15 protein-coding genes are annotated in these 12,632 nt (G+C 59.4%); 6 read left to right on the top strand and 9 right to left on the bottom strand.

Annotated features, from left to right (window positions below; all coding sequences use genetic code 11):
- Nucleotides 1-42: 42 nt before the first annotated feature.
- Genes BA011_RS19715 through BA011_RS19700 form a run of 4 tightly spaced genes read right to left on the bottom strand, consistent with a single transcriptional unit; the run spans nt 43 to nt 2,798 of the window.
- Nucleotides 43-420: a helix-turn-helix domain-containing protein gene (locus BA011_RS19715; RefSeq protein WP_017962632.1), complete on the bottom strand. Its 378-nt coding sequence runs from the start codon at nt 418-420 to the stop codon at nt 43-45.
- Complete coding sequence (locus BA011_RS19710) at nt 417-983, bottom strand: Smr/MutS family protein (RefSeq protein WP_017962631.1); 567 nt, start codon at nt 981-983, stop codon at nt 417-419. The genes BA011_RS19715 and BA011_RS19710 overlap by 4 nt, the downstream gene beginning before the upstream one ends.
- Nucleotides 983-2,101, bottom strand: a complete 1,119-nt coding sequence (locus BA011_RS19705; protein ID WP_017962630.1) for a murein transglycosylase A — start codon at nt 2,099-2,101, stop codon at nt 983-985. The genes BA011_RS19710 and BA011_RS19705 overlap by 1 nt, the downstream gene beginning before the upstream one ends.
- The gene (locus BA011_RS19700) at nt 2,094-2,798 is read right to left on the bottom strand and encodes a Tim44/TimA family putative adaptor protein (RefSeq protein ID WP_017962629.1); all 705 of its coding nucleotides are present in this window, start codon (nt 2,796-2,798) and stop codon (nt 2,094-2,096) included. Before BA011_RS19700 ends, BA011_RS19705 begins: the two co-directional genes overlap by 8 nt.
- Nucleotides 2,799-2,929: 131 nt before the next feature.
- Between BA011_RS19700 and BA011_RS19695 the strand changes: the two genes are divergently transcribed.
- On the top strand, nt 2,930-3,436 hold the full coding sequence (locus BA011_RS19695) for an FxsA family protein (RefSeq protein ID WP_065282599.1): 507 nt from the start codon (nt 2,930-2,932) through the stop codon (nt 3,434-3,436).
- Nucleotides 3,437-3,537: 101 nt separating this feature from the next.
- Complete coding sequence (gene secB / locus BA011_RS19690; RefSeq protein ID WP_003544086.1) at nt 3,538-4,020, top strand: protein-export chaperone SecB; 483 nt, start codon at nt 3,538-3,540, stop codon at nt 4,018-4,020.
- A gap of 66 nt (nt 4,021-4,086) precedes the next feature.
- On the opposite strand, the gene dnaQ is transcribed toward secB, so the two are convergent.
- Genes dnaQ through BA011_RS19665 form a run of 5 tightly spaced genes read right to left on the bottom strand, consistent with a single transcriptional unit; the run spans nt 4,087 to nt 7,720 of the window.
- Entirely contained in the window at nt 4,087-4,809 is a 723-nt protein-coding gene (gene dnaQ, locus BA011_RS19685; RefSeq protein ID WP_065281687.1) for a DNA polymerase III subunit epsilon, read from the bottom strand.
- A complete protein-coding gene (gene coaE, locus BA011_RS19680) occupies nt 4,802-5,413 on the bottom strand; it encodes a dephospho-CoA kinase (RefSeq protein ID WP_065281686.1) in 612 nt (203 codons plus the stop codon). Before coaE ends, dnaQ begins: the two co-directional genes overlap by 8 nt.
- On the bottom strand, nt 5,413-6,270 hold the full coding sequence (locus BA011_RS19675; protein WP_065281685.1) for a shikimate dehydrogenase: 858 nt from the start codon (nt 6,268-6,270) through the stop codon (nt 5,413-5,415). The genes coaE and BA011_RS19675 overlap by 1 nt, the downstream gene beginning before the upstream one ends.
- Nucleotides 6,263-6,862: a Maf-like protein gene (locus BA011_RS19670; protein WP_065281684.1), complete on the bottom strand. Its 600-nt coding sequence runs from the start codon at nt 6,860-6,862 to the stop codon at nt 6,263-6,265. Before BA011_RS19670 ends, BA011_RS19675 begins: the two co-directional genes overlap by 8 nt.
- Nucleotides 6,863-6,898: 36 nt before the next feature.
- Nucleotides 6,899-7,720, bottom strand: a complete 822-nt coding sequence (locus BA011_RS19665; RefSeq protein WP_011649834.1) for a pyruvate, water dikinase regulatory protein — start codon at nt 7,718-7,720, stop codon at nt 6,899-6,901.
- 401 nt (nt 7,721-8,121) lie between these two features.
- Between BA011_RS19665 and hemE the strand changes: the two genes are divergently transcribed.
- The 4 genes from hemE (at nt 8,122) to mnmE (ending at nt 12,578) form a co-directional block, all read left to right on the top strand.
- Nucleotides 8,122-9,153, top strand: a complete 1,032-nt coding sequence (gene hemE, locus BA011_RS19660; RefSeq protein WP_065281683.1) for a uroporphyrinogen decarboxylase — start codon at nt 8,122-8,124, stop codon at nt 9,151-9,153.
- Nucleotides 9,154-9,155: 2 nt separating this feature from the next.
- Nucleotides 9,156-9,692 (top strand): protoporphyrinogen oxidase HemJ, encoded by a 537-nt coding sequence (gene hemJ, locus BA011_RS19655; protein ID WP_065281682.1) that lies wholly within the window; start codon nt 9,156-9,158, stop codon nt 9,690-9,692.
- A 197-nt stretch (nt 9,693-9,889) separates the two neighbouring features.
- Entirely contained in the window at nt 9,890-11,155 is a 1,266-nt protein-coding gene (gene rho, locus BA011_RS19650) for a transcription termination factor Rho (protein WP_012759538.1), read from the top strand.
- A gap of 103 nt (nt 11,156-11,258) precedes the next feature.
- Nucleotides 11,259-12,578, top strand: coding sequence for a tRNA uridine-5-carboxymethylaminomethyl(34) synthesis GTPase MnmE (gene mnmE / locus BA011_RS19645; RefSeq protein WP_065281681.1), 1,320 nt, complete (start codon nt 11,259-11,261; stop codon nt 12,576-12,578).
- The last annotated feature ends 54 nt before the right edge of the window (nt 12,579-12,632 follow it).

Raw genomic sequence — 12,632 nt, 5'->3', positions numbered from 1 at the left:
TTCCCAATGGCAAGCCCCTAAAACAAGGCATAAAACAGGGGATTATGACGCTTTTCCGTCGCCTTTGCCGCCTTTTTCGAGAAGAGCCGATAACCGGCCTATCTCTGCACTGTCAAGGTTGCGAATCCGCCGGGCCAGCCGGTTGGCAAATTCGGTATATTCCGGCGGCAGGCCGGAGGTGTCGATCACGACGCGCGGGTCCGAGGAGCGGGCGAGCAGGAACAGTTCCTCGGCCTCATCCCAGATGATGTTGAAGTAACCGGCGATGCGCTGCAGCAGATCGAATGTCGGCAAACCACGCTTTCCATGTTCGAGCGCCGAGAGATAGGCAGGAGAGACATTCAGCGCTTCCGCCATCTCCTTCTGCGAGACGCCCTTGCGCGCCCGCAACCTGCGAACCGCCTCTCCGAAGGGTGTCATGGCCTTTCCCCATGCCGTCGCGACAGGCGAATGTAGAGCGCGCCCTCACCGCCATGATGCTGTGCGGCCGACTCATAGGAGGAGATCAGGTAGCGAAATTCCGGCTTCGAGAACCAGAGAGGCACTGCCCGCTTAAGCGCGCCGTCGCTGCCCATCGAGCTGCCCTTGCCCGTGATCACAAGCACATGGCGCATGCCGCGCTCGTGGGCGCGGATCAGAAAATCGAGAAGGATGGCATGGGCCTCGCTCTGCACCAGCCCGTGCAGGTCGATCCGCGCTTCGAGCGCCAGCCGACCCTTGGCGATCTTCCGCTTGACCGGCTTTTCCAGCGGATGATGCACCCCGGCCGATGGCTTTGCCATTGACGGTGCTGTCGGCTGCAGCGGCGTAGGTGTCGCGGGCGTCTGCTTTTCCTGTTCCCGTTCGGCCGCCGCTTCGGCTTCGGCAAGAAAGGCATCGAGTTCGGTCAACGCCCCCGCCTTGCCGGGCATCGGCCGCGTGCTGCGGGCGACCTTGCCCCAGAGGATCCTCTCGTCGGCGCTGAGCTTGCGATCCCTGGCCATCAGTCGAATCGTCCAGCGGCGGCATTGGTAATGAGGATGACGAAATCGGCCTCGTTGCGGACGGTGCCGGCACTTTCCCCGGCGATATCCCCCGAACCGGTAAAGATATCACCCCGCGCCGGCCCGACGATCGCCGAACCGGTATCGAGCGCCAGCATCAGCCTGCGGAACGGCCGGCCCTGGTCGAGATGGGTGAGGCTGTCGGCGCGAATGAAAAAGGGAAAGCCGAAGGTATGGATCATCCGGTCGACCGCAAGCGCGCGCCCAGCGAGAAGCGGCACCTTGGCGGCCGCGATCGGACCTGCCTGCGGATCGGCAACCGGTGCATCACGGAAAAAAATATAAGAGCGGTTATGCCATAACACTTCATCGACGCGCTCGGGATTGCGCGCCAGCCAGGCCCGGATCGCCTGCATCGAAATCTCGGCCCGATCGATCTCGCCGCGCTCGATCAGCAGCTTGCCGATCGCCGAGAAAGCATGGCCGGCCTTCGCCGCATAGGTGATGCGGCCGATACGACCATCCTCATAGCGTAGGCGGGCAGCACCTTGCACATGCACGAAGAAGACATCGACCTTCGACTTCGCCCAGGCGATTTCGAGGCCGCGGCCCTCGAGAAATCCCTGATCGATGGCGCGGCGGTCCGGATAGGCAGTGACGTGTCCCCCATGCAGACGCCCGAAAGCATAGGCCTTGTCGAGCCCGGCGGGCCGATTGGCGTCGTCGAGATCGATCAGATCGTCCGGACGCCGGTAGAAAGGAAAACGGAAAATTTCGTCCGGCCGATCCGACACGTCGATATCAGGTTCGTAGAAGGCGGTGACGAAACCGGAATTGCCGTCCTTGCGGCGAATCAGAAAGGGCCGGCAGTGCGTCTCGAAAAAGGCGCGCGCCGATTCCGGAGATGACGGCGTGAATTCTTCGGCGGCGGCGAGAAGCGGAAGGAGGTCTTCCGAGCTCAGGCCCAGCGATCCGGTGCGGTACGGTTTGACATCGGTGATCTGCCGCCGGCAGCTTCGCATGACTTCAAAAAGGCCGGAGGGATCATCATCCTTCCAGCCTTCCAGAGTGTCGAAGCTTATGGCCTGCAGGACGAAGTCCGATGCGTGGTCACTCATGTTCCGATTCGGTCGCCACGAGTTTCCAGTTCGGATCGCGCGAGCGGGTGTCGCGAGCAAAGGTCCAGACGTCGTTGACCTCGGCGACGTTTTCGGCGTCGCCTTCGATCAGCACATCCGCCTTGTCGTAGGTGGCCGATATCAGCTGGCTGGCGATGCGCACGGTGATCTGCGCTTCGCTGCCCTTCGTCTCCGCATGGGTGATTTCGGCCTTATCGATGCCGACGAAAGTGGACTTCACCTTCTCGCCCCGAGCTTCGCGCTCGCCGATCGCCGCATCGAAGCCGTCATAGACTTCGCGCGACAGCAAGTTCTTCAGCGTTTTCCGGTCGCCATCGGCATAGGCGATGACGATCATCTCGTAAGCCATGCGGGCGCCGTTCAGAAACTCCTTCGGGCTGAAGGCGGGGTCGGCCTTGTTCAGCGCACGCAGCGATTCGTTGAGCGGCGTTCCGGGCGCCGCGAAAGCATCGATGGCGGCGAAGCGATCTTCATCCTCCGTCGTCGCATCGCGCCGCGGCAGCGTCACGACCTTGCCGGCATCGGCGGCTTCGGCCGGAGCAGCATCCCGCGGTGTATAGAGATCGCGCGGCGGCTTCTCATTTCCTGTACGGCGCCCGAGCACGGAGCGGAGCTGAAAGAAAATCAGCACAGCCGCTACCAGGAAAAATAATGTGATGAAGTCGTTCGAACTCATATCGTATCGCAGCCGCCGTTAACATCTCTGATTTGTACTCCCATATAGTCTGCCTATACAGATGATTCAAATGATGGCTGGCATCTTCGCCGGCGCCAAGAGGAGACCGGCGAGCCCGGGACATGACGGACATGCGTTTTTCGATCCTGCCGGCCTTCATTCTGCTGCTGCCGTTCGCCGAAATTGCCGGTTTCGTCGTCGTCGGCCAGGCTATCGGATTGTGGCTGACGCTTGTTCTCGTCATGCTGGGTTTCGTTCTCGGCGTGGTTCTGCTGCGCCGGCAGGGCATCGGTATTTTGCGCCGCATGTCGAGCGAAGGACGAAATGGGATGATGCCGGGCCGCGACCTGCTGCGGCCGGCGATGAACGTTATCGCCTCGCTGCTCCTGATCATTCCCGGCTTCCTCACGGATATCATCGCGATCCTCATTCTCATTCCGCCGGTGCGCGATCTCGTCTGGCGGGCGATCGCCAAACGCTTCGTCGTCGTCAATGCCAAGGGCGGCTCTTCCTCCGGTCCGCAATCCGATTTCCGCGACCGCAAGCCGAACTCGAAGGTGGTCGATCTCGACGAGGAGGACTATCATAGGGAGCCGGATCGCAACTCGCCGTGGTCCGGCAAGCATCTTAGCGATTGAGGCACTGCGGCTGATCAACCGAGCCAAGCGCCCAGGGTTGTAAGCCCTTCCCTGAAATGTTAGATGGCGGCACCATTCCCATGCCCCTCGAGGAAAAGCCAATGGCAGACGATAACAACAGCAACGGTGCGGCCAACCCCACCCTTTCGATCCTTGCGCAATATACCAAGGATCTGTCCTTCGAAAATCCCGGTGCGCCGCGTTCGCTGCAGGCCCGCGACAAGGCGCCGACGATCAACATCAATGTGAACGTCAACGCCAACCCGCTTTCCGATACGGATTTCGATGTCGTGCTGTCGCTGAATGCCGAAGCCAAGGACGGCGACAAGACGGTTTTCCATGCCGAACTCACCTATGGCGGCGTTTTCCGCGTTGCCGGTTTCCCGCAGGAACACATGCTGCCGGTTCTCTTCATCGAGTGCCCGCGCATGCTCTTCCCCTTCGCTCGTCAGATCATCGCCGACGTCACCCGCAACGGCGGTTTCCCGCCACTGATGATCGACCCGATCGACTTCACGCAGATGTTCGCTCAGCGCGTTGCCGAAGAACAGGCCCGCGCCAAGGTTCAGGCCGTTCCGAACTGACCGGCTCTTTCTTGTCTGAGATGCGGATGCCCGGGCTGGTCCCGGGCATTTTCAATTTAGGACGGTTTAATCGAGATTGGCGTATTTCGCCCAGACGCTTTTTTCACCGAGCTTGGCGACGAGCGCCTCATGCGCCTGCTCCTCGGTTTGGCTGAGGCGCGGGGCGAGCGGCCGGGGCCGCTCGAGCACGGCGGCAATCACCACGTCGTCTTCCATCCCCGTGTCACCGCGAGCTGCGTGGTTGGATTTGCCGACCATGCCGAGCCCGAGGGCTGCCTGTCTGCCGCCGATCATCTCGATATAGACTTCGGCAAGCAGTTCGGAGTCGAGCAGCGCGCCGTGTTTGGTGCGGTGCGAATTATCGATGCCGTAGCGCCGGCAAAGCGCATCGAGCGAATTCGGCCCCATCGGATGTTTGCGCCGCGCCATCGACAGCGTGTCGAGCACCCGTTCCGGCAGGATTGGCGGCAAACCGATCCGCGCGAATTCTGCGTTGATGAAGCCCATATCGAAGGTGGCGTTATGGGCAATCCACTTCGCATCGCCGAAGAAGGTGAGGATTTGTTCGGCAACCTCCGCGAAAGGCTGTTTGTCCTTCAGGAATTCATCGGTGATGCCGTGCACCGCGAGCGCATCCGGATGAACCTTCTGATCTCCAGGATTGATGAAGATATGGATCGTGTTGCCCGTGGGGAAATGGTTGAAGAGCTCAATGCCGCCGATTTCGATGATGCGGTCGGCGCGGTTGTCGAGGCCGGTGGTTTCCGTATCGAAGATGATCTCACGCATTCCGGAAATCTCCCTTGGCAATCCGCGTTTTCAGGTCGGCGACGATCTCGAACACCCGTCCCCTCGTCGTCGCGATACTGTGACTGGTGTCGATCAGATAATCGGCCCGCCGCCGTTTTTCCGTGTCCGGCGTCTGGCGTGAGAGAATCATGTCGAACTTTTCCTCGGTCATGCCTTCGCGCGCAAGCACCCTTTGGCGCTGAATCTGTGGATCAGTGCTGACGACGACGACGACGTCCACTCTCGCCTCGGCGCCGGTTTCGAAAAGTAATGGAATATCGAGCAATACCATGTCGGCGCCGGCGGCGCGTTGTCGCTTCAGAAATTCCGCCTCGCGTTTGCTAACCAGCGGATGGACGATCGCTTCCAGGCGTTTGAAGCCGTCAGGATCAAGAGCGAGCTGGCGGCCGAGTTCACGCCGGTCGACTGCTCCATCCTTCATCGTGCCGGGGAAAGCGGCATTCACCAGGGGTGCAGCCTCACCGGCATAGAGATCGTGGACCACGGCATCCGAATCATTCACCGGGATTCCGGCGTCGGCGAAGAGCTTTGCCGCTGTCGATTTTCCCATTCCGATGGAGCCGGTGAGGCCGATCTTCAGCATCAGTGTGCTTCCATATCCGCTATGATGAGCGCGCGCAGCGCAGCGTCGACGATGGGGCGCTGGCCGAACCATTTCTCGAATCCGGGCACGGCCTGGTGCAAGAGCATGCCGAGACCATCGACGATGGGAAATCCTTGCTCTTCCGCTTGGGCCAGGATCGGCGTCTTCAAGGGCACGTAGACGATATCGGTGACGACGGCATCGGCTGCAAGGGGCGAGAAATCGAGTTGCGGCGCCGGCTCACCGTCCATGCCGAGCGAGGTGGTATTGATGAAGAGGCCGGCGCCTTTCATGACTTCGGCAAGCGCCCCGGCCGGATGGGCCTGGACACGCGGGCCAAAACGATCCGCGAGCTCATGCGCGCGTTCGACGGTGCGGTTGACGACGTGGATCTCCTTGAAACCGCGATCACGGACCGCCTGGATGATCGCCCGGCTGGCGCCGCCGGCGCCAAAGACGACGGCCGTGGAATGCCGGTCCCAGCCCGGATGGCGTTCGTCGAGATTGGCGATGAAGCCGCGACCGTCGGTATTCGTCGCATGCAGGGCGCCATCCTCCCGCCAGAGTGTGTTCGCGGCGCCGAGTTCGCGCGATAGCGCGTCCGGCTTGTCGGCGAGCCGGAATGCCAATTCCTTGTGAGGAATGGTGACATTGCCTCCGGTAAAACCGGAACTGCCATCCTTCAACGAGTGAATGAAATCGGCAAAGGCCTCGGGTGCCACTTCATGAGCGCGGTAGCTGCCTGGCAGGCCGAGCGTCTTCAACCAATATCCGTGGATCAATGGCGAGCGCGAATGCTTGATGGGAAAGCCCGTGACAAATGCTTTCGGCCCCAATGTTTCACGTGAATCACCCATCGATCGCTCCGAGTTCTCGCAATTCTTTTAAGAGCGGCAGCATCGGCAGGCCGAGAATGGTGAAATAATCACCCGCGATCTTTTCGAAGAGCTGGATGCCCTCCCCCTCCAATTGATAGGCGCCGACGCTGGAAAGCGCCCGCTCGCCAACCCGGGCCAGATGCCTGTCGATGAACTCCGCCGTTAGCGGCCGCATCGTCAGTTCGGCATGGGCGAGATGTTCCCACAAGACCACGCCATCGCTGACGATCGCGACGGCGCTGTTCAATCGGTGAGTTACCCCGGAAAGAGCCTGAAGATGGCTAGCCGCGTCGGCCAGGTCCTTCGGCTTATGGAAGACGTTGTCGCCGAGCGACATCGTTTGATCCGAACCGATGACCAGGCTTTTCGGAAAACGGCTGCTGACTTCCTCGGCCTTGGCCCTGGCCAGGACGAGGGCCACGGCATCAGGCTTAGCGCCGGCTTTTTCCAGCGGCGCTTCAACGGCCCGTTCATCGATCCTTGCGGCATGCGCCTCGAAGGATAGACCGGCATTTTCCATCAGCATCCGGCGAAAGGAGCTCGACGATGCAAGGATGAGTTTCGGCGTCATGGGTGGTTCCTCGGCGTGCCGGCTTTTCGTCAGCGCTTAGCGCAGCTTCGGCCGCAGGGCAACGATTGCCGCGGCTGTTTCCTCGATTGAGCGACGGGTAACGTCGATCAGCGGCCAGTTGTGGCGGGCGCAGAGAGAGCGGGCATATTTCAGCTCCTCCGAAATCGCGGCGCGATCGGTGTAGTGTTCGCGATCGAAACCCTGCGTCACCCCGAGCACACGATTTTCCCGCACCTGGGAAATACGGTCGGTGGTGGCGATCAGGCAGACGATCAGCGGTTTGCTCGCCACGAAGAGGCTCTCGGGCAATGGCACGCCATAGACGATTGGAATGTTCGCCGTCTTGATGCCTCGGTTGGCGAGATAGATGCTGGTCGGTGTTTTCGACGTACGGCTGATGCCGATGATCACGACATCGGCATCGTTGTAATCGTCGGGCATCTGGCCGTCATCGTGATCCATGGTGAAATTCAGCGCTTCGATGCGCGCGAAGTAGCCGGCATTCATGACATGCTGGGCCCCGACACGACGGCGAGACGGGGCGCCGAGATAGATCTGGAAGGCATTCATCACCGGCTCCAGCACATTCACCGAGGCGACGCCCATCTCGATGCAGCGTTCATCGATCAGGCTCGCAAGCTCCCGGTCGACAATGGTGTAGAGCACGATGCCGGGGGCGTCATCGATCGCCTGCAGAACCGGCAGCAGCTGCTTGCGATTGCGGATCAGCGGATAAACATGTTCGATCGGCTGCGCCGATCTGAACTGTGCCGACGCGGCGCGCCCGGCGGAGATCAGAGTCTCTCCCGTTGAGTCAGAAATCAGATGCAGATGAAAGAAGTTCGTTCTGTTCTCCACGCTATTTTCCGCTGCCTGTTGAAAAGACTGGATGAAACAGAGCTACGGCGGCGAGGCAGTCTCCGGCAAGGGAAAACATGCCTCCTTGTCCACATTTCGGATTCTGCGGATCGGTTTCGATTGGCCCTGTGGACGATGGGGAAGGGCTAGGCTTCTTGAATGCTCGTCCACAGCCTATCCACAGTTATGAGAAAAATCGCCGAGCTGGAAGGATTTGGAATCATTTTCGGATTCAGCTTCTCCCCGAAATTCGGACGAGATCGACAAATCTTTCCAATGTTCTTTTGCAGCCGCGCGACAAATGGCATCGGCGGTGGATGGATTTTAATCCTTGATAGTCACCGACTCTAAGAAATAGAAACCTTTTAAAAGATCTTTGTTTTTTTATAGGGAAGAAGCGCTTGAGCGATACGCGGCGAAAGATCATGAGGGTTTTGAGTGGCGAAAGCCTCTCCCCTCCTCCTCTCTGGCTGATGAGACAGGCTGGACGTTATCTTCCGGAATATCGGGAGACTCGGGCAAAGGCAGGGAGTTTTCTCGATCTCTGCTACACGCCTGAGCACGCCGTCGAAGTGACATTGCAGCCGATCCGCCGCTATGGCTTCGATGCGGCCATTCTGTTTTCCGATATCCTGGTCATTCCAGACGCAATGAAGCGAAATGTCCGGTTCACGCAGGGCCATGGCCCGGAGATGGATCCGATCGATGAAGCCGGGATCGGCAGTTTGAACGGCGAAGAGGTTGTCGATTATCTCAGGCCGGTTCTGGAAACGGTACGGCGGCTGCGTGAAGAGTTGCCAGCGGAGACGACGCTGCTCGGTTTCTGCGGCGCGCCGTGGACGGTTGCGACATACATGATCGCCGGTCACGGCACGCCGGATCAGGCCCCTGCCCGTCTCTTCGCCTACAAGCATGCCCGCGCTTTCGAGCATCTGCTGATGCTGCTTGCCGACGTATCGGCCGATTATCTCGTCGCCCAGATCGATGCTGGCGCCGATGCAGTGCAGATCTTCGATTCCTGGGCAGGTGTTCTCGGCGAGAAGGAGTTCGAGGCGTTCGCGATCAAGCCGGTTGCGCGGATGATCGCTTCGGTCAAATCACAACGGCCACATGCTCGCATCATCGCCTTTGCCAAGGGCGCCGGCTACCAGCTGAAAACCTATCGCCAGAAGACGGGTGCTGATGCGATCGGCCTCGACTGGTCGGTCCCGCTGGCCTTTGCGGCCGAACTTCAAAAGGATGGACCGGTTCAGGGCAACCTCGATCCGATGCGTGTCGTTGCCGGCGGCCGGGCGCTGGAGGAAGGCATCGATGATATTCTGCAGCATCTCGGCAATGGTCCGCTGATCTTCAATCTCGGTCACGGTATTACACCGCAGGCCGACCCAGAGCATGTGCGTCTGCTGGTGGATCGCGTGCGAGGCGGGGCGTGACGATGGAAAATCAAACCGATCGGAGATCTGGCGCCTACGCCCGGCGCCGGGCTCATTTTGCGCTGGCCTTCTTTGCGCTGATGGCGGTCGGGCTTTTTGCCTGGAACCCCGATAATCTCTACCTCTGGATCAAGGCGCTACATATCATCGCAGTCATTTCCTGGATGGCTGGGCTGTTCTACATGCCTCGGCTGTTCATCTATCACACCGATGCGGAGCCCGGCTCGGTGCAGTCGGAAACCTTCAAGGTGATGGAGCGCCGGCTGCTTCGAATCATCATGACGCCGGCGATGATGCTGACGTGGATTTTCGGCCTCTATCTCGCCTGGTCGGTTTATGGATTCCAGGGCGGCTGGCTGCAAGCCAAGATCGGTCTCGTTGTATTGCTGACCGCTGTTCATATGTTCTTCAGCCGCGCCGTCGGAGCGTTCGAGCGGGATGAAAATCGCCGCTCGGCGCGTTATTGGCGGTTCATGAACGAGGCCCCGACAGTGCTGATGATCCTGATCGTCATCCTCGTCGTGGTGAAGCCGTTCTGAGGAAAATCGTCCTCAGGTTAAATTTGCTTCATTTTAAGCAGCCCTCTTGCGGCAGCGATTGCGAGTCGCTATTTTCCGCGCATCTCATCTACGTGGCATGTGTGTAGAGTTCAGTCGTCTGCGAGCCCTTTCGCGGTACCGAATACGACCCAACATCGCCTTTCCCCTTTGAAATTAAAAAGAGTATTGGTCACTTCATGGCTGAAATGAAGCTTCAGGAACTTAAGAGTAAATCCCCGACGGATCTGCTGGCATTTGCCGAATCGCTCGAGGTCGAGAATGCAAGCACGATGCGCAAGCAAGAGCTGATGTTTGCGATCCTCAAGATGCTTGCCAGCCAGGATGTTGAGATCATCGGCGAAGGCGTCGTCGAAGTGCTGCAGGACGGTTTCGGCTTCCTGCGGTCGCCCAATGCGAACTACCTGCCGGGCCCGGACGATATTTATATCTCCCCGTCGCAGATCCGCCGTTTCTCGCTGAAAACCGGCGATACGGTCGAGGGCCCGATCCGTGGGCCGAAGGAAGGCGAGCGCTACTTCGCGCTGCTCAAGGTCAACACCATCAATTTCGACGATCCGGAACAGATCCGTCACAAGGTTCATTTCGACAATCTGACGCCGCTCTATCCGAACGAGCGCTTCAAGATGGAACTCGATATTCCCACCACCAAGGATCTGTCGCCACGTGTGATCGACCTGGTGGCGCCGCTCGGCAAGGGCCAGCGTGGATTGATCGTCGCACCGCCGCGTACCGGCAAAACCGTGTTGTTGCAGAACATCGCGCATTCGATCACTGCCAACCATCCGGAGTGCTATCTGATCGTCCTGCTGATCGATGAACGCCCCGAAGAAGTGACCGACATGCAGCGTTCGGTTCGCGGCGAGGTAATCTCCTCGACCTTCGACGAACCGGCCGTGCGTCACGTGCAGGTGGCCGAGATGGTCATCGAGAAGGCCAAGCGCCTGGTCGAGCACGGACGCGACGTTGTCATCCTGCTCGATTCGATCACGCGCTTGGGCCGTGCCTATAACACGGTCGTTCCCTCGTCAGGCAAGGTCCTGACCGGCGGTGTGGACGCCAACGCTCTGCAGCGGCCGAAGCGCTTCTTCGGCGCGGCGCGTAACATCGAGGAAGGCGGCTCTTTGACGATCATCGCGACGGCGCTGATCGATACTGGCAGCCGCATGGACGAAGTGATCTTCGAAGAATTCAAGGGTACCGGCAACTCGGAAATCGTCCTCGATCGCAAGGTCGCCGATAAGCGCATCTTCCCGGCAATGGACATCCTGAAGTCCGGCACGCGTAAGGAGGACCTTCTGGTTCCGCGCCAGGATCTGCAGAAGATCTTCGTGCTCCGCCGTATCCTGGCGCCGATGGGCACGACCGATGCGGTCGAATTCCTGATCGACAAGCTCAAGCAGACGAAGAACAATTCCGACTTCTTCGAATCGATGAACACATAATCCTTAGCCGGATTCACCCCTAAAGCTGGAGGCATCTCGCGATGCCGCCAGCTTTTCTATTTGAGAGGAATCGATTTCGATTCCAACCGATGAACCAGGCGATATGGCCATGTTGAACGATACCATATATGCACTATCGAGCGGCGCCCTGCCTTCGGGTGTTTCTGTCGTTCGAATCAGCGGCCCGCTGACCAGAGACATATTGGTGAAGCTCGTCGGATCCGTTCCGGAAGCCCGGTATGCGTCTTACCGAACGATTCGGACTCGTAACAATCAGCCGATCGACAGCGGCCTGGTGCTGTTTTTTCCTGCTCCGAATTCGTTTACCGGCGAGGATGTTGCCGAGCTGCAGATCCACGGCAGCAGAGCCGTGCTAGCGGCGCTGTTTCAGGTCCTTGGCGATATTCCGGGCTTGCGGATGGCGGTCGAGGGTGAGTTCTCCCGCCGGGCTTTCGAGAACGGCAAACTTGATCTGGTCGAGGTGGAAGGGCTGGCCGATCTCATAGGCGCCGAGACCGAAATGCAGAGACGTCTTGCGGTCGAACATAGCGCAGGCGGGCTTTCCGCAATTTACGATTCGTGGGCGGAACGATTGACGCGCGCTCGCGCGCTGATCGAGGCGGAACTTGATTTCCCCGACGAGGATGACGTTCCAGGGTCGGTATCGGATGCGGTCTGGGCCGATATGGCGAAGCTTCGCAGCGATATCGAGGATCACCTGGCGGCAGCTTCGGCCGGCGAGATTATCCGAGACGGCTTCAAGGTGGTCATCGCTGGTGCTCCGAACGCTGGAAAATCGAGCCTGTTGAACGCTTTGGCGCGTCGAGACGTCGCAATCGTGACGGAGATTGCCGGAACCACCCGCGATGTCCTGCAGGTTGATCTCGACATTGATGGTTACCTGATCAAGCTCTATGACACTGCGGGTCTTCGCGAGGCGGACAACAAAGTCGAAATGGAAGGTGTGCGGCGCGCGCGCGTGGCACTCCGTGATGCCGATCTTGTCCTGTTGTTAATCGACATGACGAAACCGCTGATCCCCGACGACTTGGAGCAGTCCTCTCCGCATGTTACTGTCGGGACAAAGAAGGATCTGACCGAAATAGCTTCGGGTCGGTATGATCTGCAGATTTCCACCGCGACGGGTGACGGTCTGCCGGAATTACGGCGGTTGATCGGCGATATCGTCGAGAGACGTTTTGCCGGCCTGTCTATGGCAATCCCCAGCCGGCAGCGGCATAAGGATTCGCTCACGAAATGTTTAGCGGCGCTCGATGCGGCAATATCGCAGCCGGGTGTGAATCTTGAGCTCCGGACCGAGCAGCTGCGAATTGCCGCGGAGTATTTGGGTAGAATTACCGGACGAGTGGATGTCGAACAATTGCTCGGGGTGATCTTCTCGGAGTTTTGTATTGGCAAATGATTCACGTGAAACCTTTGGAGCCAAAGGCCCCGGACGGTTTCACGTGAAACGCCT

This window comes from Rhizobium leguminosarum, from assembly GCF_001679785.1.
GTDB lineage: Bacteria > Pseudomonadota > Alphaproteobacteria > Rhizobiales > Rhizobiaceae > Rhizobium > Rhizobium leguminosarum_R.
The sequence above is the reverse complement of the archived record's forward strand: the minus strand, read 5'-3'. Positions and strand labels throughout refer to the sequence as shown.